This window comes from Pseudomonas sp. HP_01, from assembly GCF_055284355.1.
Genome location: NZ_JBTOPV010000012.1, coordinates 37,248 through 62,873, shown reverse-complemented (window position 1 = coordinate 62,873; position 25,626 = coordinate 37,248). Strand labels below are relative to the sequence as shown.

Below are 25,626 nucleotides of genomic sequence, written 5' to 3'. Positions count from 1 at the left end.
TATGGCGCGTCGTGCGTCCTGCGCTGTCTAATCCCAAGCCTGCGCAATGCACTCAGCCAGTAACGTTTGGGCCCTGTCCCGGCGCGGATATACAGCCCTGGCACGAGCCCGCTTCCTTCCGGCGCGACCACGTAATCAGGGCGCGCTGCCGTCAGCGGCCTAGCTTTATCGAGTACCGGCAGGGCTGGATCGTTCAATAAAAACCTTGCGAGCCTTGTTTGGACGCGCCCTTCGTGTGCTCAAGACTTGGCCTCGGAGGCAGACGGCAAGGGGTTCAGGAAGAGGTGAACAGACGCGGCACTTTGCGGGCCGCGCCGAGGGGAGGGGATAACATGAGCAATGTGACTTCGGCGATGGCGCACCAGACATATGCCTGCGGGAGGTGCTTGTCTCGCCCGAGCTAGAGGGCGCGTCTGGCGATCCGTAAAGCAGCGCTTTTGATGTAACTCACAGAGTTTGCAAGGTTGCCGGCATGACTCTCGAGAAGCATGAGGTCCTCCTGCCGGCACACAACTTTTTGAGCCTTCAAGTACATGGCATGACCCTCGAGGAATTGCGACAGAGAGTCAAAGTAGGCGGCGGAATCTTCGAGATCCAGCTGCATATCTTTCAAGCTTAATGTAGACATCGAGGCTCCAGACGCTATTGAAGCAGGCGTCCTGGCCTGACGGGGGTTGGGGTGTTTGATTCACTATCCGATTGCTTAATTATCGGCAGCAGTCAGGAAACTTTAGAGGAATGATTTGGTCCGTCGCAGCGGCTGCTGGTGGCGGTGAGCCGGGCATGGGTGATGTGGTTGGGTGGCCATCGAGCCGATCCTGGCCCTCCCGCGCCTCAATAACCTGTCATCTCCAGATATCCCACACCCTCGTGGCTACCGCTCAGGGTGACCGGCCCCTCCCAATAGGGAATCTGCAAGTTCATCCATGCCTGCGGGTTAAGCGCTTCGACGGCGATGTCCACGGCTTTGGACGGGATTTTTACCGACCAGCGTGTGGGCATGTCACGGCCTTCAACGTCAGTCGTGTCTTCCGGGGCCAGTTCTATGTCCTTCGCCGTCAGTTGTTCGGTGCTGCCGTCAACGTTGATCCATGTTCCGGTCAGGTAGGGTTCACCGTCTTTTTGTCGCATGCGATAAAGCATGACCTCGGCGCCATCCCCCAGATGCAGCGAGAACCAGTCCCAGCCTGTCTGGTTATCCGTGAGCGGCTGGCTGCTCCACTCCCGGTCCAGCCATGCGGGCCCTGACACTTGATAGGTTTTGCCGTCGATCTCGATGCTGCCGTCCGCCTGAAAAAACGGCTGGCTGTAGTAATACGACGCCTGACCCTGCTCGGACTTCTGGCTGAAGCCCTGTTTGCCTTGCAGCACCAAAGGCTTGGTGGCCTTCAGGTGCAGGCGATAGTTGAATTGCGGGCCGCTGGCCTGCAACTGCATGTCCGCCAGCGGATCATCGTTGCCGGACTGGCTAGCAAAGGACCAGTCATCGATCCAGGCCGCGAAAGGGGCCAGTGTCACACCGGCCTGCTGCACGCCACCGCGGGCATAGCGTTCCGCTGCGAAGTGATCGTCCTCGGATGTCACGGCAGCATGGCCCATCCACAGATTGCGGTTGCTCCAGCCAGCCCCGTCGCCTTGCAAGCCTTTTGCGCGGGGCAGGGCGTTGCGAAACAGCGTCCATTGCACGCCGAATGACTGGCCGTCGGCATCCTTGAGATTGGCGGTGACGTACCACCATTCGATGCGGAAATCATCGTGGGGGCCGTGATCGTCGGGAAACACGAAGCGCTTGTCCGGCGTTACCTGCGCGTAACTCGACGCATCGTCGGCAAGGCCTGCGAAGCCCTTTTCTTCTTCGGGTTTGTCGTCGCAGCCGCTCAGTATCAGGCCGAGCATCAGCAAGACCACAATCCCCAGGCGAACAATGACCAGGGGCAGGGCTTTAACCTTCATTGGCGAAAGTCCTCAGCAAATCAGCGGGGCGGGTGCGGTACAAGCGGTAAAGCGGCCAGGCCGAGGCCAGCAGTGTGGCAAGCATCGCCAGCAGCGTCAGGCGCAACAGCTGCATAGGGAACACTTGCAGCGGCAGGCGCCAACCGAACGCTTGCACGTTGATCACGGCGTCCAGGCACCAGGCCAGCAGTAGCCCCAGCGGAATCGCCAGCACCAGCGTCAGCACCGCCAGCAACCAGGTCTGCGCCAGGTTGAGCAGCATCAGCTGACGTCGCGTCACGCCCAGCGCCCATAAGGGCGCCAGTTGCGCGAGGCGGCTCTGGCTCTGGGTGAGCAGACTGATGAACAGCGCCACGCCGGCGACCATCAACGTCAGGCTGTTCAACGCTGCCGTGGCGGCGAAGGTGCGTTCGAACACCTGTTGCGACCAGGCCTTGAGCTGGATCTGGTCGACGATGCGGTTGTCGTCGATGGTGAACTTGTTGTGCAGCACACGCAGCAGTTGCGGGATGGCTTTGGGATCGATGCGCAGGTTAAAGCGGTTGGGCGTCAGCTGAGGCCAGTGCTTGAGCAAGTGGTCGGCATTCACCAGAACATGGCCCTTTGGATTGCCGTAATCGGCATAGATGCCGACGACGCGCAGCGGCCATGGCCCATCCGGCGCGGGCAGTTTGACTTCATCGCCAACGCTGACGTCCAGGCGGCGAGCCAACTGTTCGCTCAGCATCAGCGTGTCTTCCTGCGCCAGTTGCTTCCAGGCATCCCCGCTCGCGGATTCCAGCAGCGGCCAGTGCTGGCGGTAGTGCGGATGATCGATCACGCCATACAGCTCGGCTGGCCAGCCATGCAGCTGCAGCGAAACCTGCCAGTTGGGCAGCACCGCCGACGTCAGCGGTTGCTGACTCAACCACTGCTGCAACGGCGCGGCCTGAGCCGGATTCTGCGGATTAATGTACAGCTCGGCGCTGAGGCGTTGCTCCAGCCAGTGGGTGAACGTCTGACGGAACCCCGACGTCATGCTGCCCGCGCCGATGTTCGCCGCCATTGCCAGTAGCAAGGCCATCAGCGCCAGGCTCAGGGCCGGTAATTGCTGGCGGCAGTCCGCGAGAAACCACTGACCCAGCACCGAACGGCTCCGGCCCAACAGTGCGTTGAGCAGCAGATTAAGCAGTACCGGTAACCCCAGCGCCGCGCTCAACAACAGACTTGCCATCAACACGAAACCCAGCGCCAGGCTGTCGCCGAATAGCCCGGCTGATACCGCAATCAGGGCTGAAATCCCGGCGACCCAGCCCTGGCGTCGCAGCCACCTGGCGTGGGTTTCATGCCACGCCTGCGCGTTCGCCAGCGCCAGCAAGGGCAGACGCGCCGCACGCAGCAGGCTGCTGGCCCCGGCGAGAAACGCGCCGAGCAGGCTGACACCCAAACCGCTCAGCCACCACCAGACGCTCAGGTTCAGGTGCCCGGCGACTTCAGCGCCGTAAAGCCCGCGCAGACTCGCTGCGACATCGGGCAACAGCGCGCTCGCCAGCCAGTAACCACTGATGACGCCAGCGATGCCGCCGAGCAATGCCAGCACGCCCAGCTCGACCACCAGACTCACCATCAACCCGCGCGCGCTGACACCGCAGGCGCGCAGGTTACGCAGCAGCCCGCGACGCTGTTCCAGCGCGAGACCGATGGCGGCGTGCACGATGAACAGCCCGACCACGAACGATAAAAAGCCCAACGCGTCCAGGTTCAGGTGGAAGCTTTCAGTCAGCCTGCCCAGGTCGTTGTCTTCGCCACTCTTGCGCAGCACCAGTTCTCCGTTCAGCTCGGGCGGCAGGGCGGGGGCGTTGTCGGCAAAATCCCTGGGCAGCACCAGCCGCGAGATCTGATTCGGCTGGTTGAGCAGTTGCTGGGCGAAACCGATGTCCATGAGCAGTACGCCCGGCGCCATGTCGGTTTTCGCCCGCAATGGCGGCAGTACCTTGCCGGCGTCGGTGACCGGCTGCTGGCCTTCATGCAGACCGAGGGCGGTGAGGGTCTGCGGCGAAATCCAGGTCGCTCCGGGCGGGGTGAAGAAGTCGACGATCTGCGCGGTTTCCAGGGATTGTCCGGCCAGTGCGGTGTTCACTGGTAGCGAGACCGGCTCGATGCCGAGCACGGTCAGACGCTGCTCCGGCGCTTCCTTGAGGTTGATCCGCCCTCGCAGTGCGGGGGAGACCGGCCATCCGGCGCGGCGCAGCGTCACGAACAGTTCCTGGGAAAAGTTCGCTCCGTTGGGTGAGACGAGGACCTTCTGCGGCTCGCCGCCAATCATCTGGCTGGCCTTGGCGTAGCTTTCACGGGCCTGACTGTTCAGCGCCTGCACGCCGGTGAGCAGGCTGGTCGCCAGCCACAGGCCGGTCAGTACGCTGAAAAACTGCACGGGATGTCGCCGCCAGTGGCTCAGCAGCGCTTTCAACGTCCAGTAAAAGACCGACATCTCAACGTCCGCCTTCGCTGACCAGGCGACCCAGATGCAACACGGCCTGACGCTGCAGTCGCGCCGCCACTCGCGGGCTGTGGGTGACCATCAACAGACTGGTTGTGCTGTCGGCCAGAAGGTCCAGCAGCAGCTGCAGCACTTCATCGCTGGTGGCTTCGTCGAGGTTACCCGTAGGTTCGTCAGCGAGCAGCAGCGCGGGGCGCGAGGCGAGGGCGCGGCCAATCGCTACGCGCTGTTGCTGGCCGCCCGAAAGTTGCTCGGGGTAGCGCTTGAGCAGCGCGCCCAGGCCTAGCCGTTCAGTGAGTTCGGCCTGCCATTCAGGCTGATAGCGCCCGGCCAGGCGCGCCTGGAACGCCAGGTTGTCTTCGACCTTCAGGCTGCCGATGAGGTTGAACTGCTGAAACACCAGACCGATTTCCGTACGCCGCCAGTTAGCCAGTTGCGCTTCGTTCATCTGGTCGAGACGCTGCCCGGCGACCTCGATGCTGCCTTTGTCCACAGAGTCCAGGCCGGCCACAAGATGCAAAAGCGTGCTCTTGCCACTGCCCGACTCACCCATCAACGCCAGACTGCCGCCCTGATCCAGTTGCAGGTCTGCGCCACGTAAAACGGCCAATGGGCCCTGGGCCGTGGCATAGCTCTTGAACACACCCTGGACTTGCAGCATCGACACGCACCTGAATGGAGGGATGGGCTGGAGAATAACGGTTTGGCCGGAGCCGATGTAGCTGGCGAGACAGTTGATCTTCCGAAGGGAGAAGAAGTTGCGTCGGATGGCGGCGACCCGCGCCTGGACATCGGAGGCCACCGGCTTTCCTACTTTCCGCGAATCAGCCCGCGCAGCGCGAACCGGTTGGGGTGACAGGCTTCGGCCACGCTTCGCGGCAGAGGCAGCGGTTCGTCATCCAGCCAGGCGGCGATCAGTTCCCCGGACAGCGGCGCCGTGATCAGGCCGCGAGAGCCATGACCGCTGTTGACGTACAGGCCGTCGAGCCAGGGGCAATCGGTGTCCGGCGTCTGGCGGGCGTCCTTGCGCAGCACGGCGTACGCTTGAAGAAACGCCGCCCGGTCCGCCAGTGGCCCGACGATGGGCAGGTAATCCGGGCTGGTGCAGCGAAATGCGGCGCGACCTTGCAGGTCCTCGGCGGGCAAACCGTTGGCGTTCAGCCGCTCGGTCAGGTCTTCGGATATTTCCCGCAGCAGTTCGAGATTGTCCAGATGCTCAGCCGTGCTCGGCGTCAGGTCATCGCTGTTGAAGGCGAAACTCGCGCCCAGGGTGTGTTCGCCGCTGCGTGCGGGCGCCACGTAACCCTCGGCGCAGACGACCGTTGTCAACGCCTGGCTTTCGGGAGTCGCAGCCAGTCGGGTGATCTGCCCTCGAATACGTTTGAGTGGCAGGTCCGCGCTGGGCGGAAAGCGTTTGATCTCGGCTGCGCCCGCCAGTACGACGACTGGAGCGCAGGCCAGCAGACGCTCGCCATCCCATGCCTGCCACAGCGCCCCGTCGCGCCGCAGCCCAATCACATCGTTGTGGGTCAGCAGTTGAATGTTGTTGGCGCTTGCCTGATCGCGACACAGCGCTGGCGGATGCACCCAGCCGCCTTGCGGGTAAAACAAGCCGCCGCTGTCCAGCACGACACCCGCCCGCGACTCGGCGCCGGCCCGATTCAGCACATGCAGCAGATCGTCGGGGAACGCCGCGGCCAGTTGCGCCTGGCGCGCCTGCTCTTTCTCATCGAAAGCCAGCTGCAGGACCCCGCAATCGTCCCAGTCGAGGCCCCGCTGCAGGCGTTCCAGCAATCGGCGGGTGTGGCCGAATCCGCTCAAGATCAGCTGCGACAGCGCGGTGCCGTGGGCCGACAGCTTCAGGTAAAGCACGCCTTGTGGGTTGCCCGACGCTTCTTGCGCCAGATCCCCATGGCGCTCCAGCAGACTGACCTGCCAGCCGCGCGCCGCCAGACTCTCCGCCGTGGCGCACCCGGCCAGTCCGGCGCCAATCACCAACGCTGTGCGAGGGTAGCCAGGTGAAGGGAGGGTTGATCGGGGCCGGGCAAACCAGGGCTTGATGGGCGGAGGCGTTGGCACGTCTGCAGGCCAGCCGATGAAGCGGCCTTTAAGCACTTCCCACTTGTGACCGATCCCCGGCACGCGCTTCATTTTGAAACCGGCTGCGTTGAGGGACCGGCGCACCCAGCCGGTGCTGGTGAACGTGGCGATGGTCGAACCCGGTGCCGCCAGCCGCGCCAGTTCGGCAAACAGCTCGGGCGTCCACATTTCCGGGTTTTTCGCAGGCGCGAAGCCGTCCAGGAACCACGCGTCGATCTGCCCGTCGAGTTGCGGCAGCATGTCCAGCGCGTCGCCGATCAGCAAGGTCAGCGTGACGCGGCCGCCATCGAACACCAGTCGCTGAAAGCCCTGATGCACCGCCACATATCGGCCCAGCAACTGATCCGCCAGCGCCTTGAGCTCGGGCCACAAACCTAATGCGCGCTGAAGATCAGCACGGCTCAGCGGGTATTTCTCGACGCTGACGAAATGCAGGCGGGCGTCTGCCACTGCGTTGGCGTTGAACAGCTGCCAGGCACACAGGAAATTCAGCCCGGTACCAAAACCGGTTTCGCCGATCACCAGTCGACCGCCCGCCGGTAAAGCGGCAAAGCGCTCGGGCAGCTCGTTCTGGGTCAGGAAGACATGGCGGGTTTCATCCAGGCCCGATTCGGTCGAGAAATAAACGTCGGAGAACACCCGCGAATGGGGATTGCCGTGTTCGTCCCAGTCAATCCGGGCGTGGGCGATCTGGGCATCGACGATCGGGGTGGGGGCAGTGGTGGTCATGTTCGGCTCGGAGCAGGCAAGGTGGCGATGTTACTCCAGCGTCCGGTGGGCCGTGCACTACATATGTATGCCACTTTGCGGGCTCGTTCCTGTTTATCTGTGCGCCTTTGATCACACGCAATAACAAGGACGTAAGATGAACACCGCCAGACAGGCTCTCACTTCCACATTCATTCAGAACACACTCCCCCTTTGGTTCATCCAGGCCACGCCGGCGATGCGCAACGCCCTGCGCCAGGACATGACCCGTGCGCAGGCCGCTCGGGAAGACCTCAATCAGGTCATCCAGCATATTCAGGACCTGCCGGCATTTGCCCGCCCTCTGCTGACCCAGGCCCTGGACGCAGAATTCGGGCCGGGTCTGGATGTTGACCGTGACCATTTCTTCCACGCCCGGCTCCAGCGCGACGGGCTGACGGGGCGGGCCGCACCGCAGGGCTCCAGCACCCGTTCGCTGCTGGCGGCCGCGTTGCAGAATTTTGAGGCCGCCGAAGTCGGTGAGACAGATCGCGAAAGCACCTCAGCCATCGTGCGTGGCACGCCAGAGGCATTGACGGCGGCAGGAAGCGTGCATCCTTTGAACGTACGTCCCGGTCGATTCATCGAGCTGTGCCGTCGGCTGGACCTGGGCGGCCAGTACCAGCAACACCTGCGGCATGTGCTGCACCCCGTGGCGCGGCCCGGTTTGGCAGGCAGCCTGGACAGCAAAGACATCAAGGCGCGCATCATCGAACGCGCGCGTCTGGCCCTGCGAGTCGATTGTCATATCGCGCGCCTCAAGGGTGCGATCGACGAGGCGCAATACCAGGCGCTGTTGCGGCTCGACTTCATCGGCCCGGCGTCTCAGGTCTGTACCTTGCAACTGCTGGGCTGCAAATTGCGGGGGGCGTTGCTGTTCAAGGTCGCAGAGCAAAGTCGCTGCACGGTGTACCTGCCCGGAGAGCCGGATAATGCGGTTCAGTCCTATCCGTCGCTGGAACATTTCACACAGACGCTGAGGACCAAACTGCGTTCTGAGGCTTATCAGCGGTACTTCGACCGGTTCATTCCCGAGCGCAGCAAGTCGGCCTTCTTCAGGCGTCTGCACGAGCGACTGGCGCCCCATGTTCTGCACAGTGTGGCCCGTGGCAAAGGTTTTCACCGACAGCTGATCAGCGTTTCCGAGGTGGATCAGAATGCTTTTCTCGATCTGGAAGCCATTGAGGTGGGCGGCGCGCTGGGTGATGTTTTCTATCTTCATCACATGCTGCAAGTGAAGGACGACGCTCGCGTACTGGCCGTCCCTACTGACGACGAGGACCGCAAAACCCGCGATCAACGTCTCGCTGAATGGCTGGACTACGGCATGGACGGGCTGAATATAGCGGCGCTGTTCGTTCCCGGCCTGGGCGAAACCATGCTGCTGGTCGCAGGTGCGCAATTGCTGGACGAGACCTTCGAAGGCATTGACGCGTGGCACCATGGCGACATGGATGAAGCGTTGGACCATTTGGGCAATGTGGCGCAAAACCTGGCATTGATGGGGGTGTTGGGTGCCGCCGGTGCGGCGGCCGGCGCAATGGCAGCAGAAGCAGCATCGCAGCCGCCGTCCTTCATCACGCGTAGCGTGCCCGCCCGTGACGCTGCCGGCCGTCTGCGCCTGACCGACGTCAGCGTGGCTTTGCGCCGCCTGCATCCGGCGTTCGCGGACATCGATGACAAGGCGGTCAGCCGCATCATGGCGGTCAGCGGCGTGGACGAGGAACGCCTGGCAGCCCTGCACATCGAGCGCCTCCCCGCACCAGCGGAATTGCTCGACACTGCCAAGCGGTTCCGGTTGAGTCTGCAGGCGGCAGAGTCGAGTGAGTCATTCGAGGCGGCATACCGCGCCAGCGAACAGTCGAATGATCCGCTGATTCTCCTGCTCAGGCGCGATTTTCCTTCCCTCACATTGTCTGCAGGACAGTCGCTGGTTGCAGAAATGAGCGCCGAGCAAAAGCTCGCCATGTCGGACACTCAACGCATCCCGCTAGAGGTGGCCGGCAAGGCTCGCATTCACTTGCGTCAGAACCGGATGAGCCGCGCGCTGGAAGGCTTCTTCCTGACGCCGAGCACGGTCAACCGCGATCTGCAACGCCTGACATTGCGCAGCCTCGCAACCTTTCCGGGATGGCCCGCCGACCTGCGTATCGAGATTCGCGACGGCAGTGCGGCGGGGCCGTTGCTTGACAGTGTTGGCGCTGAAAACGCCGAGCGACGACGCGTTCTGGTCCGAAGCGACAAAGGGTTTCAGGGAAGTGACGGCGACTCACCGGCAAAACCACGCAGCCTGTTTGCTGCGCTTCTGCAGGTGCTGCCCGAGGACAGCCGTCGAGTGATGGGGCTGAACGATGCTGACACCCAGGTACGCGCGTTGAAGCGCAATGTCTTCGACTGGGTCCGCTCGCAACCGAAATGGGCCGCTGAGCAACTGGGGGAGTGGACATTTCCAACACGGTTCAATCCGCCGCAGCGCTTGCCCGACGGGCGTATCGGCTACCCCCTCAGCGGGCGCGGTACCATGCTGCCGGCTGGCGGTCGCACGACCGAACAGCAACTGCTCCAGGCGATGACCCATCTTTATCCGGAGAGCGTGGAGTTGGCGGAGCAGGTGCGCAGCATGGCGCGACGGGCTCGCCCACTGGAACAATTGCTGGCCGCAACCCGTGTCCGTATTGCTACTTACGATCAACTGCATGTCAGCCTGATCGCCTGGGCCGAGGCGGACGACATGAGCGTGCTGCTCAATGACGGGGAACGCATGGCGCGGCGTCGCGTGGCCAACGCATTGGGCCGGGCGTGGCGCTACAGCCACGATACGGCACCCCGAGGTTCTCGCTGGCTGACGCTGGAGCGCGTCGCCATTCCGGAGCTGCCGCCATTGCCGGATTTCTACGCGACCATCACCCAGATCGAGCTGAACAACGTCGTGCTGGACAGCGCTGCTGCCGATGCTTTCCTGGCGAATTTCCCCAATGTGACGCGCCTGAACGTGCAGGGCAGTTTCACCGAGCTGCCCGGCGTTCTGCCGCAGCTTCAGTATCTGGAACACCTGTCTCTGGAAAACATGCCATGGCCGATCGCCCAGCCAGTGATGGACAGGCTGATGGATATTCAGGCACTCACCTCGTTGAGCCTGGCCGGCACTTATCTGGGTGAACTCACCGACACCAGCCGTCTTCGCCTGTCGACCTTGTGGATCAACAACACGGGCCTTACTCATTGGCCGGAATGGACCCAGTCGCTGGGCCTCAACGAGCTGGATATCAGCGATAACCACATCACTGAAATCGCCGCCGAGGTCATCGAGAACCCGACGGATCACAACCGGCATACGGTGATTTACGCCTACAACAACCCTTTCACCCACGAGGCACTGGAGGCTTACTGGCGCAACGATACCGGCTACGGCCATCGCTATCAGCTGGATTACGACTTTCCCGAGAACATCCGCGAGATTCACGTGGAAGGCGCCCGGATGGAAACTGACTCCGACTCATCGGACGACGACGGCGAGCACCACGGCCACCGCGCCGGGTCAAGCCGCAATGTTCCCGAGGCGTCGGCGCAGATTTGGTTACAGCCAGGTGAAGATGTGTTGAACGCCCGTCTGCTGGCGGCATGGGAGCGGGTGGAGCAGGCGGCCGACGCGCCTCATTTGTTGGTGTTACTGCAGCGTTTGCAGGAGACCCCGGACTTCCGCCAGTTCCATGCCGAGCTCGCAGGCGACGTTCTGACCGTGCTGGAAACAGCCGCGCAGGATGCCACGTTGCGAAGCCAGCTTGAGGTCATGGCCAATGACCGCCTGTTCGGTGCCAATCAAACCTGTCAGGACGGTGCGCGGCTGATCTTCAGTGACATCCAGGTGACGGTGTACGGTCATGGTGCGCTGCTCGGGCTTGCTGAGTCCGAGCGCACGGAGGCATTGCTGGGCGTCATTCGCCAGCTCTTTCGGCTCAACGAGGTGCAGGCGATCGCCGACGCCGAGATTGCAAGGCGCGAGAGCCTCGGCCGGCCGGTGGACCACGCTGAGGTAAGGCTCGCTTACCGAATAGGCTTGGCGAACGATCTCGGGCTTCCAGGGCAGCCTTACCGCATGGCCTGGGAGCGGCTGGCGGCAGTGGATCGTGGCGCGTTGCTGGATGCCCGGCGTCACGTACTGGAAGCCGAACGCGGGCCGGCGTTCTTGCAGTTCGCCGTTGAGAATCGGCAGTGGAATGCGCGGCTGCGCTCGGAGCACCGTGAAGGTCTGGAGCTGTCCAGTGCTTCAGTGCGCGAGCGCATGCTCGCGCTGGAGCAACACCCGCCGGTCGATCCGGACGACTATCACCGACAGGGGCTGGCGCTCATTGCCGAACGCGAGGCCGCCGAAGCACTGATGCTCCGCCAACTCACGGATCTATACCGCGCGGGCTGGTAACCTGCGACACGAGGTGGCTGCCCATGGCAGCCATCTTGTCTCTGCCCGCGACCGAATGTCCCACCCGCATTGATCCATCGCAACAGTTAGGGGTCATACCTGCATCGGCACTGTCGCCTGCCAGTCTTGAGCGATCCTGAAGGGAGCCTTGAATGTTCGAATCCGCTGAAATCGGCCACACCATCGACGACGAAACCTACGACGCAGAAGTCCCGGCCTTGCGCGAAGCGCTACTGGAGGCCCAGTACGAACTGCATGAGCAAGGCAAGCGCCAGATCATCGTATTGATCAATGGCATCGAAGGTGCCGGCAAGGGCGAGACCGTCAAACTGCTCAACGACTGGATGGACCCGCGATACATCGAAGTACGCACCTTCGACCAGCAAACCGACGAAGAGCTGGCCCATCCCCCGGTCTGGCGTTACTGGCGCCAGTTGCCGCCGAAGGGCCGCATCGGTGTGTTTTTCGGGAACTGGTACAGCCAGATGATTCAGGGCCGGGTGCACAAGCGGTTCAAGGACCCGGTGCTGGACCAGGCCATCAACGGTGCCGAGCGACTGGAAAAGATGCTGGTTGACGAAGGCGCGGTGATCTTCAAATTCTGGTTTCATCTGTCCAAGCGGCAGATGAAGCTGCGCCTCAAAACCCTCAAGGATGACCCGCTGCACAGTTGGCGCATCAGCCCGCTGGACTGGCAGCAATCTAAGACTTACGACCGCTTTGTGCGTTTTGGCGAGCGCGTGCTGCGCCGAACCAGTCGCGACTATGCGCCCTGGCACGTCATCGAAGGCGTCGACCCGAACTACCGCAGCCTGACCGTCGGCCGGTTGCTGCTCGAAGGTTTGCAAAACGCCCTGAAGACGCCTGAAGGGGCAACCCATCTTGTCGGACTCGGCCCTTTGCCCAACAACAGCAATGAGCTAAGCCTGCTCGATAACCTCGACATGACACTGGCGCTGGAAAAAGACGATTACGACGAGCAACTGATCACCGAACAGGCGCGGCTTTCCGGGCTCATGCGCGACAAGCGCATGCGCCGTCACGCACTGGTGGCGGTGTTCGAAGGTAACGATGCTGCGGGCAAGGGCGGCGCGATCAAACGTGTCGCTGGAGCCCTCGATCCAAGGCAGTACCACATCGTGCCAATCGCCGCGCCCAGTCAGGACGAACTGGCTCAGCCATATTTGTGGCGATTCTGGCGGCAGATTCCCGCGCGGGGAAAATTCACTGTATTTGATCGTTCGTGGTATGGGCGTGTGCTGGTCGAGCGGGTTGAAGGCTTTTGCTCCGAGGCCGACTGGTTGAGGGCTTACAGCGAGATCAACGACTTCGAAGAGCAGCTCACGGACTTCGGGACCGTGGTGGTGAAGTTCTGGTTGGCGATCGACGACAAAACCCAGCTGGAGCGTTTTCAAGCGCGGGAGAAGGTGCCGTTCAAACGCCACAAAATCACGGAGGATGACTGGCGCAACCGCAGCAAGTGGCCGCTTTACCGTGAGGCAGTGAGTGACATGGTGGATCGCACCAGCACTGAAATCGCCCCGTGGACGCTGGTCGAGGCCAACGACAAACGCTGGGCGCGGGTAAAGGTACTGCGCACGATCAACGAAGCGATCGAGGCGGCATTCAAGAAGAGTGACAAGAAACACAAGTAGCGGGGGGCAGGGGCCGTACGAGCCGGAGTACGGCTCGTACGTGTTTCACCCGGTGAAGGCGGGGCTTTAGAGCCGGTCTTAGTGGTGGCGCGGCTTGAGGATCGCCGGCTTTTCATCCGGGGCTTGCAGCAGCAGATACAGTGCGGTCAGCGCTTCCGGGATCTGTACGATCATGTCGTCCATCAGGTTGGCGTCGGCAGCGATGTCCGCAAACTCTGGTTGCTCATCGAACAGACCGGAACCGACCATGATCGGCAGCAGCATCTCGCTGACTTCCTCTTCGTCGTTCTCGAACCAGGCCGACTCACGCAGGAACACGCCTTCCATGAAACCGATGCACCAGCCGCGCAGCTCGGAGTCATCCGGGTCATCGCCCAGGTCCAGATCGCACGGCAATTCAAATTCTTCGTCCGATGCCAGCTGGCGAGCAATGTGCGCCTTCAGCTGGATCAGGGTGCCCTCGATTTCCTCGAGCTGCGCCGCGTCGGTGTAGTGCGGCGGCTCTGCGAACAGTGCATCGATCCACTCGCGATCCGGTACGGTTTCAGCGCAAATGGACAGCGCGGTGAGATAGCCGTGGGCGGCTACATAGTCCAGCGCTTCGTCATGCAGCTCATCGGCATCGAGGAAGGCTTGCAGGCGGTGTAATTGCTCAGCGAAGGACATTGACAGACTACCTTGGGAATAAACGATGCTGAATTCTAGGCCCTGAGGGCGCCCGGCGCCAGCGGCGAGGCCACTGGAATCGGTATTCGGGTTAATTTCGACCGCCGGTGTCGCCGCTGTCCAATCTGTCGGAGCGCTCCGGTATACTGCCGCGCTTTGCGATTTCCACAGCGATTCTCGACCGCTGTTGCGGCACCATCCGGGGTATTTATGCTCGACCAGGCACAACGCGTACTTAAAGACATCTTCGGCTACGACAGCTTCCGTGGTCGCCAGGGTGCCATTATCGAGCGCGTGGCCAGTGGCGGTGATGCATTGGTGCTGATGCCCACCGGCGGTGGCAAATCCCTGTGTTTCCAGGTGCCGGGCCTCTTGCGCGACGGCCTCGCGGTCGTGGTCTCGCCGCTCATCGCGTTGATGGACGATCAGGTAGCAACGCTGGAAGAACTCGGTGTTTCAGCTGCCGCGCTGAACTCCACGCTCAGCGCCGAGCAGCAGCGGGACCTCGCCAACCGCATTCGTCTGGGCGAAATCAAGATGCTGTACCTGGCCCCGGAGCGTCTGGTTCAGCCGCGCATGCTGTCGTTTTTGCAGAACCTCAAGATCGCCCTGTTCGCCATCGATGAAGCCCACTGCGTGTCGCAATGGGGTCATGATTTCCGTCCTGAATACCTGCAACTGGGGCAACTCGCCGAGCTGTTTCCGGACGTACCGCGCATCGCCCTGACCGCGACGGCCGACAAGCGCACCCGCGAAGAGATCGTCGAGCGTCTGCACCTGCAGAACGCCGAGCGCTTTTTGTCGAGCTTCGACCGGCCCAATATTTTTTACCGCATCGTGCCCAAGGAACAGCCGCGCAAGCAGTTGCTGGCGTTCCTGTCCGAGCGGCGCAGTGACGCCGGCATCGTTTATTGCCTGTCGCGCAAAAAGGTCGAAGAGACCGCAGCGTTCCTCAGCGACAACGGCTACCCGGCGCTGCCGTATCACGCCGGCTTGCCCATCGAAACCCGCTCTGGCAACCAACGGCGCTTCCTTAATGAGGAAGGGCTGATCATGGTCGCCACGATCGCGTTCGGCATGGGCATCGACAAACCCAACGTGCGCTTCGTTGCGCACATGGATCTGCCCAAATCCCTGGAAGCCTATTACCAGGAGACTGGCCGGGCAGGGCGCGACGGTCTGCCTGCCGATGCGTGGATGGCGTACGGTCTGCAGGACGTGCTGATGCTCAAGCAGATGCTGCAGAACTCCGAAGGCGACGAGCGCCACAAGCGCGTCGAGCAGCACAAGCTCGACGCCATGCTGGCGCTGTGTGAAGAAACCCGCTGCCGGCGTCAGTCGCTGCTCGCCTACTTCGATGAAATCATGCCCAACCCGTGTGGGCATTGTGACAACTGCGTCGACGGCGTGCAGACCTGGGACGCAACCGAACCCGCGAGACAGGCGCTTTCAGCGATCTATCGGACCGGCCAGCGCTACGGCGTGGGCCATCTGGTCGATGTTTTGCTGGGCAAGGAAAACGACAAGGTTCAGAGCTTCGGTCATCAGAAGCTGGCGGTGTTCGGTGTCGGCAAGAGCCGCAGCGAAGGTGAATGGCGTTCATTGTTCCGACAGCTGGTGGCGCGCGGTCTGGCTGACATTGACCTGGAAGGCTACGGCGGCTTGCGCCTGAGTGACACCTGCCGGCCGCTGTTGCGTGGCGAAGTCACCTTGCAGCTGCGCCGTGACCTGAAACCCCAGACCACCGCGAAAGCTTCCGGCAGCCCGGCGAGCCAACTGGTGCGCGGCGAAGAGCGTGAACAGTGGGAGGCGCTGCGCACATTGCGGCGCAAGCTGGCGGAAGAGCATGGCGTGCCGCCTTACGTCATCTTTCCCGATTCGACCTTGCTGGAAATGCTCCGCAGCCAGCCCGGCACCATGGCCGAAATGGGCCGGGTCAGCGGTGTCGGCGCTCGCAAGCTGGAGCGTTATGGCGAGGCGTTCCTCGAAGTGCTCGGCGGCGCTGGGCCGGCGCCACGAGTGGTCACCGATGTACGGCACGAACTCATCAGCCTTGCCCGCGCCGGCATGACCCCGATGCAAATCGCCGGGCAGCTGCAATGCTCGGAGAAAAACGTCTACACGATGCTTGCCGAAGCGATTGGCAAACAGCAGCTTTCTCTGGATCAGGCCCTGGACCTGCCCGAGGATCTGATGACCGAGATTCAGGATGCATTTCTCGACGGTGAGGGCGAGCTGCCCCCTGTCGCCGCCATCGCCGAACTGTTCACCGGGCGCGTTCCCGAAGGCGTGCTGTATTGCGTGCGCGCGGCGTTGCAGTCGGAGTTTGAGGTTTAAGCCGCGGCCATCACGCCCGGCTGCACAGTTGCAGGCAATTCCAAGGCGTACCCGCCGCATCCCGGCACGCCTGAGTCTCTGCGACGAATCACCACGCCCAGGCGCTTGCCTCATGCCGGGCTCCATGGTTAGCTGCCTATTAATTAGGAATTGCCTTTAACCATCGAGTTACCTATGCCGTTAACCGAAGAACACCGCTTTGGCATGCAGTTGGCCCATATGTCCCGGGGTTGGCGTGCGGAACTGGATCGCCGGCTTGCTGATCTGGGATTGTCCCAGGCGCGCTGGCTGGTTTTACTGCATCTGGCCCGTTTCAAAACGCCGCCGACCCAGCGTGAGCTGGCCCAGAGCGTGGGGGTTGAAGGCCCGACCCTGGCCCGGCTGCTGGACAGTCTGGAAAATCAGGGGTTGGTGCTACGGCAGGCGGTGCTCGAAGACCGTCGGGCGAAAAAGATCGTCCTCTGCGACACCGCGCGCCCGTTGATCGAGAAAATCGAAACCATCGCCACCGCCCTGCGCCATGAGCTTTTTGCCGGTATCAATGAGGAAGAACTGCACCTGTGCATGCGCGTTCATTCGAAAATCCTCGCCAATCTTGAAAAATCCTGAAAACCACGCGAACGCCTGCGACAAATACATTGATGCGGGCGAAACATCCTGTTCTATTTGCACCCATACTGATACTGCCCGGATGACGTGTCCGGGCGTACCGAATGTGCAGGGACGCCTGCCTCGTCTTCAAAAGGGTTCGCATGCTGAAGAGTTTTCAGGCCGGTAGTCGTCGCGGAGGGGGTGCGCCCCTTCGTGTTCAGTCAGGTCTTCGTTCGGGTTTGCTCGCCATCGGGCTGGCCTCGGCCGCGTTGCTGCACAGCTCCGTAGCGGCTGCGCTGGGTCTGGGCGAAATCAGCCTGCATTCTGCCCTCGGGCAACCGTTCAACGCCGATGTCGAATTGATTGAAGCGGGTGGAATGAGTCCCGAAGAAATCGTCGTCGGGCTCGCACCGCCCGAGGCCTTTGCCAAGGCTGGCGTAGAGCGCGTCTTTTTTCTCAACGATCTGCGTTTTACTCCAGTGATCCGTGGCAACCGCAGTGTGATTCACATCGAATCGCACAAGGCGGTCACCGAGCCGTATCTGAATTTCCTTGTCAGGCTGGTGCGGCCGAACGGCGACCAGCTGCATGAATACACCGTACTGCTTGATCCGCCGACATCGCCAACAGGGCTTGCCGCGACGCGCAGCCGCACTCAATCGCCGGCCGCCAGCGCGAAGAATGATGACTCGCGTCTGCCGGTCGCGCCGCCCCAGGCTCGACAGGGCAAGCATTACACGGTTGTGTCCGGCGACACCCTGGCGGGTATTGCCCGTCAGGTACAGGCGCCAGGCAGCAAGGGCTCTTCTGCCGAGTTGATAAAAGGCGTGGTAGCGCTCAATCCGCAGGCGTTTCCCAATGGTGAGCGCAGCCAGTTGAAGGTCGGGCAGAGCCTGTTGCTGCCGGACAATGCCGTTGAACCGAAGACCGCCAGTGCGTCTGCTGTTGCAGGCAGCAGCAACTCGGCTGCGGCCTCCACCCCGACGTCTACCACAGCGAACCAGAAGGCCAGCGATCAGTTGTCGGCGGCGGCGCTGGAAAACCAGCAGTTGAACAAGACGCTGGACGACCTCAAGCAGCAGGTTCAGACCTCCACCGTCGAAGAGGCCGACAAGGACAGGCAGATCATCGAACTGCAGACCCAACTTGCCGAACTCAAGGCGCAGTCGGCCAAGCCTGCGTCTGCGCCAGTTGCTCCCGCGGCCTCGACGGTGGCGACGACGCCAGCTGTCACACCAGCTGCACCCGCTCCAGTAGCCACTCCTGTACAAGCGCCGACGCCGGTTCCGGTTGCCGCCGAGGATGACTTCCCCTGGACGTCGGTCCTGGCAGCGCTGTTGGTGATACTGCTGCTCCTCGCGCTGGCCTGGTCGGTGCGTCGCAACCGGATCAAAAATCAGCAGGCCCTCGAGCCTGTGCCGGTAGAGCCGGTGGTCAGGTCTGCTGCTACGGTCACGCCAGTCTTCGAAGTGCCGGCCGTTACCGCTGCGCGTCCGGCCTCGTCAGCGCCTGCCGGCCAACGCCTGGCCGGTGCCGCTACCGACGCGCTGGATGGTGCGAGCATTTACATCGCCTACGGCCGCTTCGCTGAAGCGCTGGCCATTCTGCGCGATGCTTTGGACAAACAACCTGAGCGCACCGATGTTCGCCTGCGCATCCTTGAACTGCTCGGCGAGCAGGGTGACGCGCCAGCGTACGACGAGGAAGAAAGAGTCCTGCTGAGCCAGGGTATCGACGCGCAGAAGCTGCAGGACATCCGTGATCGTTACCCGAAACTGAAGCCGGAGCCCGTTGCGCCTGCCGCGCCAGTCGCGTCGCCTGCCATGACCTCGACCCCAGTCCCGGCCGCGGCCCTTGGCGCTGCTGCGGTGCTGGCCAGCCAAACAGTCTCGGCCAGTCAAACATCAGACGACTCGCCAGACCTCAGCCTGACGGACTCCGCTCAGTTGGACGAAAATGCGGCCGCATCGCTGAACCCGGTTGACCCTGCCGACGATTTCCAGCTCAACCTCGACGACCTCTCCATGGACGCCGACTGGGATCTGGTCGATCCGTTCGACAGCACACCTGCTCCCCGCAAGCCTGCGCCCGCACCTGAAGTTGAACCTGAACTGGACACCTCCTTCTCGTCCGACCTCACGCAACTGCCTGAGGTTTTCGAGATGCCGGAAGAGCAGTTCCTCAGCGATTTCGCCGAAGAGGAAACGCCGCCGGAAATGGACGTGCAGTTCGAGCCGGGTCCGGCAGCCGTCGTGCAGAGCAACAACGATTTGCTGGACGACGCTTTTCTCGACAGTTTCATGATCGAGGAGGGCGGATTCGATCTGCTGAGTCTGGACGAAGAGCCGCTGAGCAAGATCAATGAGGCGCAGGTGCTGATCGATGAAGGCAATGTCGACGAGGCCCGTCGGCTGTTGCAGGAAGTGATCGACGGCTCCGACGACGGCCCGCAGCAAACCGCCCGTGATTTGCTGGCAGGGTTGGGCTGACCGATGTCTGCCAAGCCTGAAATCACCATCACCTACTGCACACAGTGCCAATGGCTGTTGCGCGCCGCCTGGCTGGCTCAGGAATTGTTGAGCACCTTCACCGATGATCTCGGCAAGGTGTCGTTGATCCCTGGCACCGGCGGCGTGTTCCGCATCACCTGCGATGGTGTGCAGATCTGGGAGCGCAAGGCCGACGGCGGTTTTCCCGAGGCCAAGATTCTCAAGCAGCGGGTCCGCGACCAGATCGATCCGGCCCGGGACCTGGGGCACAACGATCGTCACGTCGGCCTGGACACCTGAACGCGCATCGGCTGCGGATTCCGCAAAGTGTTAGCCGATATGTCGTGTCATCAAAGCTAAACACGGCCGTCATGTTCATATCACCGACCACGTCCACGCTTGGGGAAACCTAAGTGGAGATGGTCCATGAGCATTGCCGAGAACGTGAAACCCAGTCGTAAACAACGTGTCCGGACCTTGTGGATCTCCGATGTGCACCTGGGCACCCGCGACTGCCAGGCCGAACACCTCTCCGGATTTCTCAAGCAATACCATGCCGACAAGGTGTACCTGGTCGGCGACATCATTGATGGCTGGAAGATGCGCGGTGGCATGTACTGGCCGCAAGCCCACACCAACGTCATCCGCCGCCTGCTGACCATGAGCAAGCGCGGCACCGAAGTCATCTATGTCACCGGCAACCACGACGAATTCCTGCGCCGCTATTCAAAACTCATTCTGGGCAACATCCAGCTGGTCGATGAAGCCGTGCATCTGACCGCCGACGGTCGTCGTCTCCTGGTGATCCACGGTGACCAGTTCGACGTCATCACGCGCTACCACCGCTGGCTGGCCTTTCTTGGCGATTCGGCCTACGAATTCACCCTGACCCTCAATCGCTGGCTCAACCACTGGCGCGCCAAATACGGCTACGGCTATTGGTCGCTGTCGGCGTACCTGAAGCACAAGGTCAAGACCGCTGTCAGTTTCATCAGCGACTTTGAGGAAGCCATCGCCCATGAGTGCGTGAAGCGCGGGCTGGACGGGGTGGTGTGCGGGCACATTCACCACGCCGAAATCCGTCAGGTGGGCGGTGTGGAGTACCTCAACTGCGGCGACTGGGTGGAGTCGTGCACGGCCTTGATCGAGCACTGGGATGGGACGATCGAGCTGTTCCGGTTGGCCGACGCCCACATCAAAGCCAAAAGCCCTGAAGCAGCACAGCCAGTGGGCGAGACGGTCTGAACCGGCAGCTTGTTGCTCAGATGGCGAGCCAGCAAGGCGTCATAAGCGACGCCAACGGGTGCCGGTCAAAACGGCACTTTGCCCCTGAGCATGTCCTTGTACATGACGAAATCGCCGAGCAGGCTGTAGAACGGATGCTTGAACGTGGCCGGACGGTTCTTCTCGAAAAAGAAGTGGCCGATCCAGGCGAAGGTGTAACCCGCCAGCGGCAATATCCACAACAGCATCCAGCTAGCGCTGAGCAAGGCGAATGCCAGAATCAGGATGACCAGACTCGTGCCGATGAAATGCAAACGGCGGCACGTGCTGTCCCGATGTTCATGCAGGTAGTACGGATAGAAATCTGCAAATCGCTCGAAACGCTTCACTGTTTCCATAAGGCTGTGCTCTGAACAGGGTCTCGGCTGAGCTTAGCCGAGCCCCCGCTGCGCGCCGCGAAATTTCTCACGGCCCGGCCAACCACATTGCCCCGCCCGCAGTGTTCTAGTGCCGCCAGAACGCCGGGATGCACAGCACCAGCACCGTGATGATTTCCAGTCGGCCGAGCAGCATGCCCAGTGACAGAATCCACTTGGCGGCATCCGGCAGCGTCGAGAAGTTACCCGCCGGGCCAATGGTTTCACCCAGCCCCGGCCCCACGCCTGACACCGTGCTGGCGGCGCCCGTTAGCGCTGTCATCCAGTCCAGCCCCAGCAGCGACAGCATCAGCGCAATCAGGCAAATGGTGAAGGTGAAGAAAAACGAGAAGGTCAGAATCGAGCGCACGATTTCGTCGTCCAGCCGGTGCCCGTTGTACTTCTGCTTGATCACTGCGCGAGGGTGAATCAACTGGTGCAGGTTGGCGCGCAGCAGGATGTAGGCGACCTGAAAGCGGAAGATCTTCACGCCGCCAGCCGTTGACCCCGAACATCCGCCGATGAACCCCAGATAGAAGAACAGCATCAGCGCGAAGTTGCCCCACAGGCTGTAATCCCCCAGCGCAAAGCCGGTGGTCGTCACCACCGAGGTCACGTTCAGCGCGACATGACGCAACGCGTCATACCACGGCAGATCGGTCGTCGCCCAATACCAGGCAGTCATCACCAGCCACATCACCAGCAGCAGGACGAGGAAACCCTGCACCTGCTGATCCCTTAGCAGCGCCCCGCGATTGCCCCGCAGCGTCGCGACATACAGGGTGAAAGGCAGGGCGCCGAGGATCATCACCACGATCGCCACCCAGTGCACGGCAGGTTGCGGCCATTTCGCCAGGGACTGATCCGAGGTGGAGAAACCGCCTGTCGAGATCGCCGACATCGCGTGGTTGATGGCGTCGAACAGGCTCATGCCGGCCCACCAGAACGCCAGCGTGCCCAGCACGGTGATGCCGAGGTAAACGAGCACAATGAACTTGGCGACCATGTGCGAACGCGGCATGACTTTTTCAGAGCGGTCCGACGACTCGGTCTGGAACAGGCGCATGCCGCCGATGCGCAACAGCGGGAGAATCGCCACCGCCATGCCGATAAAACCGATGCCGCCAAGCCAGTGCAGCAACGAGCGCCAGATCAGGATGCCCGGGGACATGGTGTCCAGGCCGCTGAGAACGGTGGAGCCGGTGGCGGTGATGCCGGACATGCTTTCGAAGAAGGAGTCGGTGTAGCTGATGTGTTGCGTGAGCAGAAACGGCAGCGCCGCGAAGATGCAGACGATGACCCAACTGCTGACCGTCAGCAGGTACATGTCCCGCGGGCGCAGGTGCACGTGTTCAGGTCGGCCCTGGCCCACCAGCGCAAGCCCGGACACAAAGGTGATCAGGCTCGACCACAGAAACGACGGCATGTCGGCGGTGCGGTGGAAGATCATCAGGGTGATCATCGGCACGACCATGGCGATGGCCAGGGTAATCAGGAAGATGCCGATAATGAAACCGATGATGCGGAGGGTCGGCAACGCCATGCAATCGCTCTGATCAGGAAGTGAGAGGGCGGCCATTCTACTCGCGAGCCCGTGTGTGTAAACCGAGGCATTTCCGACAGTGTTGTAAGTAATTGCCCGGGTTAATCGTTATTGAAGTTCAAGACCGCACCGAGGGCACTACAATGGTCCGTCATTTTTCCTGGAGACGACTTAATGGAAGCGCTCGACGTATTGCTTAATCGCGTGTCCGTGCCCCGCTTGATCGAACCCGCGCCGGACGCCGAGCAACGCGAGATCCTCTTCGGTGCAGCCCTGCGCGCACCTGACCACGGCGTCTTGCGGCCTTATCGCTTTCTGACCGTCGAAGGCGATGCACGTAACCGCATGGGCGAACTGTTGGCCCAGGCATTGGTCGACCAAGGCGGCGATGTTGAGGCCAAGGCGCTGGACAAGGCCCGTAACGGACCCCTTCGCGCGCCGTTGGTGGTCGTGGTGATAGCCAAGTTGACTGACCACTACAAAGTGCCGAAAAAGGAACAAGTGATCACCGCAGGATGCGCTGCCCACGGCATCCTGCTGGCCGCCTACGCAATGGGCATCGGCGCGGTCTGGCGCTCGGGAGACTTGTCCTACTCCCGACACGTAGCCGAAGGGCTGGGTCTGACAGCCGAAGAAGAAGTTGTCGGCTTCCTCTACCTCGGCACCCCGCTGAACCCGCCACGGGAAGCCGCGAAGCCGGAGGTTGCCGGGTTCGTGAGTGCGTGGGAGGGTTAGTTAGTGGGACCGGCTTTAGCCGGGAAGGCGTACTGCGTCACACTGCAAAATGGAGGGCGATTACACCGGCCTCTTCCCGGCTGAAGCCGGTCCCACTGAGAATCGCTTAAGCCGGTAGCATCGAATCAGCCGTGCAAAGCTGTCAGCTCGCGGGGCACCACGATGCTGGCTACGAATCCCCCCTCCGGGTGATTGCCCAGCACCAGCGTTCCGCCGTGCTTTTCGGCGGCGCGTTTGGCGATCGCCAGCCCTAACCCATAACCGGGCGCAGTCTGGTTGGGCGCGCGATAGAACGGCTCGCCCAGCTGCGCCAGATGCTCCGGGTTGGCGCCGGGGCCGTGGTCCCGCACGCTGAGCCGCAATTCACCGCCATCGACGCTTGCGCTCAACTCGATCGGCTGACCCGCCGGATTGAAACGCAGCGCGTTGCGCAGCAGATTATCCAGCGCCCGTTCCAGCACGTTCGGCCAGCCCTGCAACTGCACGCCTGGCTGCACCGACACCGAAACCGTCTGCTCGCCGCTGCCCATCTCGGTTTCGGCCTGCAAATGGTGCAACAGCCCTGGCAAATCCACCGCCGAGGCGCTGCCCATGTCGGCGTCCAGTCGTGCCAGGGCCAGAATCTCACTGATCAACTCTTCCAGCCGGTCGCACTCCCGGGTCAGGCGCGGCCACAGCTTGTCGCGCTCGACCGGTTCGGCGCGTTCGGCCAGGGCCAGGGCAATTCGCAGCCGGGCCAGGGGAGAGCGCAGTTCATGGGAAACGTCGCGAAGCAGCTGGCGCTGGCTGCTGATCTGGCTTTGCAGGCGGGCACCCATGCGGTTGAAGTCGTTCGCCAGCACGCCGAATTCATCGCGGCGGTTGGCCAGCTGCGCCAGGCTGTTCTGCTGGTAAGTGGTCTGGCCGAGGTCATGCACCGCACCCCGCAAACGGCTCAACGGGCGGGTGATCGACAGCGTCACCATCAGGCTGAACAACGTCAGGACCACCAGCGCGATACCCAGCGCACTCAGCGGCCAGACCAGACTGTCCCGGTGCCAGGCGTCCAGCTCCGGATGGGGAATCCGGTAAATCAGCAGGTAGGTTTCCCCGGTTTTATCACTGGTGTATTCGGTGGTCAGGCGCCGCCAGGGCAGTGGGCGCGTGTCGTCATTCTGCCGCTCTTCAAAGGCCGCCGCGCGGGGCGGGAAGGTGCCGGGAATCACTGCTTCGCCGCTGTCGTTCAGCACCTGAACGTCAATGTGGTATTTGCGCTTGAGGTCTTGCAGATAGTCCTGGGCAGATTTCTCGCCTTTGCCTTCGTACAGCTCCACCCACTTCTGCGGCAAATTGTGCAGGCCGGGATGACGGCTGAGAATCCAGGCGTCCTGATTGAGCACATGCCCCATCAGAATCGACAGACCCGCCACTAACGCGATCGCCAGCCAGAAGCTGGCCAGGATTCTCCAGAACAATGAACGCACGTGCTGCCCTCGACCCGGTTCGTCAAATAGAAAACCCGACACGCCGGGGAGCGTGTCGGGTTGGGGGAAGTGTAATGCCGCGCCAGCAGCCGGTTACTGGGTTTTTTGCGCTTTCTGCGCTTTCCAGGCTTCGAACTCGGCGCGATCCGCACGACGCTGGGCTTCATCCTTCTGGATCTGGTCGAACGTCTTCTGTTGCTCAGGCGTCAGCAGGGCGCGGATGCCGGACTGGGTTTTGGCCCGGGCAGCTTCCTGTTCATCCATCATCGCCTTCTGATCGGCTGGCGACAGCTTGGCCAGGTACTTGTGGGTGATCTCGGAGCGGCCGCGCCACTGTTCGCCCATCATCTGGTCAACTTGCAGACGCTGTTCCGGGGTCAGGTTGAGTCTCTCCATCGGGCCGTGGCGATGATGCATGCCCGGGCCATCGACGCCTGGGCCGCCTGGGCCGCCAGGGCCACCCATCGGGCCGCCTTCTGGAGGCATGGCCATTGCAACGGTAGGCAGGGCTGCGGCGAACATCAAAGCCATCAAAGTCTTGCGCATGGTGAATCTCCTTGTCTCGATTTCGGCTCTGTGCCGGTTGAGGCCAGTTTAGGGAGATCAAGGTCAAGCGAGGTCAGGGGTCGGTAAAGCTTGGGTAAAGGGGGCGCGCTGGCGTGTTGACGTAGTGTGCCTGCTACCGAGTGCGCGCCCAGCTGTAAGCGGCAAGCCACAAGCCTCAAGCCAAAAGCAGTCCGGCGTCGCTGCCGATGCTGTTGCTTGTGCTGTCGCTGTTGCTTGCAGCTTGCAGCTTGCAGCTTGCAGC

At 62.1% G+C, this 25,626-nt stretch carries 18 protein-coding genes; 8 read left to right on the top strand and 10 right to left on the bottom strand.

Annotation, left to right across the window (positions count from 1 at the left end; genetic code table 11):
- Window positions 1–400: 400 nt before the first annotated feature.
- From ACYAR8_RS08965 to mnmC, 5 genes are all read right to left on the bottom strand, one after another.
- Window positions 401–628 carry a hypothetical protein gene (locus tag ACYAR8_RS08965; protein ID WP_463579681.1) on the bottom strand — a complete coding sequence of 76 codons (228 nt, stop codon included), beginning with the start codon at window positions 626–628 and terminating at the stop codon, window positions 401–403.
- A 206-nt stretch (window positions 629–834) separates the two neighbouring features.
- A complete protein-coding gene (locus ACYAR8_RS08960) occupies window positions 835–1,953 on the bottom strand; it encodes a lipocalin-like domain-containing protein (protein ID WP_463579680.1) in 1,119 nt (372 codons plus the stop codon).
- Entirely contained in the window at window positions 1,943–4,423 is a 2,481-nt protein-coding gene (locus tag ACYAR8_RS08955) for an ABC transporter permease (RefSeq protein WP_463579679.1), read from the bottom strand. Before ACYAR8_RS08955 ends, ACYAR8_RS08960 begins: the two co-directional genes overlap by 11 nt.
- Window position 4,424: 1 nt before the next feature.
- Window positions 4,425–5,093, bottom strand: a complete 669-nt coding sequence (locus ACYAR8_RS08950) for an ABC transporter ATP-binding protein (protein WP_074890266.1) — start codon at window positions 5,091–5,093, stop codon at window positions 4,425–4,427.
- Window positions 5,094–5,242: 149 nt separating this feature from the next.
- Window positions 5,243–7,261, bottom strand: coding sequence for a bifunctional tRNA (5-methylaminomethyl-2-thiouridine)(34)-methyltransferase MnmC2/FAD-dependent 5-carboxymethylaminomethyl-2-thiouridine(34) oxidoreductase MnmC1 (gene mnmC, locus ACYAR8_RS08945; protein ID WP_463579678.1), 2,019 nt, complete (start codon window positions 7,259–7,261; stop codon window positions 5,243–5,245).
- Window positions 7,262–7,397: 136 nt separating this feature from the next.
- On the opposite strand from mnmC, the gene ACYAR8_RS08940 reads away from it, so the two are divergent.
- Window positions 7,398–11,699, top strand: a complete 4,302-nt coding sequence (locus ACYAR8_RS08940; protein WP_463579677.1) for a dermonecrotic toxin domain-containing protein — start codon at window positions 7,398–7,400, stop codon at window positions 11,697–11,699.
- A 152-nt stretch (window positions 11,700–11,851) separates the two neighbouring features.
- Window positions 11,852–13,354, top strand: a complete 1,503-nt coding sequence (gene pap, locus ACYAR8_RS08935; RefSeq protein ID WP_108121986.1) for a polyphosphate:AMP phosphotransferase — start codon at window positions 11,852–11,854, stop codon at window positions 13,352–13,354.
- 78 nt (window positions 13,355–13,432) lie between these two features.
- Here pap and ACYAR8_RS08930 read toward each other — a convergent pair whose 3' ends face one another.
- Window positions 13,433–14,020, bottom strand: a complete 588-nt coding sequence (locus tag ACYAR8_RS08930) for a UPF0149 family protein (protein ID WP_074890277.1) — start codon at window positions 14,018–14,020, stop codon at window positions 13,433–13,435.
- Window positions 14,021–14,230: 210 nt separating this feature from the next.
- On the opposite strand from ACYAR8_RS08930, the gene recQ reads away from it, so the two are divergent.
- The 5 genes from recQ (at window position 14,231) to ACYAR8_RS08905 (ending at window position 20,682) form a co-directional block, all read left to right on the top strand.
- Window positions 14,231–16,357 carry a DNA helicase RecQ gene (gene recQ, locus ACYAR8_RS08925; RefSeq protein ID WP_108121984.1) on the top strand — a complete coding sequence of 709 codons (2,127 nt, stop codon included), beginning with the start codon at window positions 14,231–14,233 and terminating at the stop codon, window positions 16,355–16,357.
- A 174-nt stretch (window positions 16,358–16,531) separates the two neighbouring features.
- The gene (locus tag ACYAR8_RS08920) at window positions 16,532–16,966 is read left to right on the top strand and encodes a MarR family transcriptional regulator (RefSeq protein ID WP_074890282.1); all 435 of its coding nucleotides are present in this window, start codon (window positions 16,532–16,534) and stop codon (window positions 16,964–16,966) included.
- Window positions 16,967–17,109: 143 nt separating this feature from the next.
- Window positions 17,110–19,437, top strand: a complete 2,328-nt coding sequence (locus tag ACYAR8_RS08915) for a FimV/HubP family polar landmark protein (RefSeq protein ID WP_463579676.1) — start codon at window positions 17,110–17,112, stop codon at window positions 19,435–19,437.
- Between the two features lie 3 nt (window positions 19,438–19,440).
- Entirely contained in the window at window positions 19,441–19,737 is a 297-nt protein-coding gene (locus ACYAR8_RS08910) for an Rdx family protein (RefSeq protein WP_463579675.1), read from the top strand.
- Window positions 19,738–19,863: 126 nt separating this feature from the next.
- On the top strand, window positions 19,864–20,682 hold the full coding sequence (locus ACYAR8_RS08905; RefSeq protein WP_074890288.1) for a UDP-2,3-diacylglucosamine diphosphatase: 819 nt from the start codon (window positions 19,864–19,866) through the stop codon (window positions 20,680–20,682).
- 65 nt (window positions 20,683–20,747) lie between these two features.
- Here the strand turns inward: ACYAR8_RS08905 and ACYAR8_RS08900 are convergent, their stop codons facing one another.
- Window positions 20,748–21,059 carry an Mpo1-like protein gene (locus ACYAR8_RS08900; RefSeq protein WP_074890290.1) on the bottom strand — a complete coding sequence of 104 codons (312 nt, stop codon included), beginning with the start codon at window positions 21,057–21,059 and terminating at the stop codon, window positions 20,748–20,750.
- A gap of 106 nt (window positions 21,060–21,165) precedes the next feature.
- Window positions 21,166–22,620: a TrkH family potassium uptake protein gene (locus ACYAR8_RS08895; RefSeq protein ID WP_463579775.1), complete on the bottom strand. Its 1,455-nt coding sequence runs from the start codon at window positions 22,618–22,620 to the stop codon at window positions 21,166–21,168.
- Between the two features lie 174 nt (window positions 22,621–22,794).
- On the opposite strand from ACYAR8_RS08895, the gene ACYAR8_RS08890 reads away from it, so the two are divergent.
- Window positions 22,795–23,355 (top strand): NAD(P)H nitroreductase, encoded by a 561-nt coding sequence (locus ACYAR8_RS08890; protein ID WP_108121974.1) that lies wholly within the window; start codon window positions 22,795–22,797, stop codon window positions 23,353–23,355.
- Between the two features lie 125 nt (window positions 23,356–23,480).
- Here the strand turns inward: ACYAR8_RS08890 and ACYAR8_RS08885 are convergent, their stop codons facing one another.
- Both ACYAR8_RS08885 and ACYAR8_RS08880 read right to left on the bottom strand, forming a co-directional pair.
- Entirely contained in the window at window positions 23,481–24,818 is a 1,338-nt protein-coding gene (locus ACYAR8_RS08885; RefSeq protein WP_074890295.1) for a sensor histidine kinase, read from the bottom strand.
- Window positions 24,819–24,911: 93 nt separating this feature from the next.
- Window positions 24,912–25,364 (bottom strand): Spy/CpxP family protein refolding chaperone, encoded by a 453-nt coding sequence (locus ACYAR8_RS08880; protein ID WP_074890297.1) that lies wholly within the window; start codon window positions 25,362–25,364, stop codon window positions 24,912–24,914.
- Window positions 25,365–25,626 lie beyond the last annotated feature (262 nt).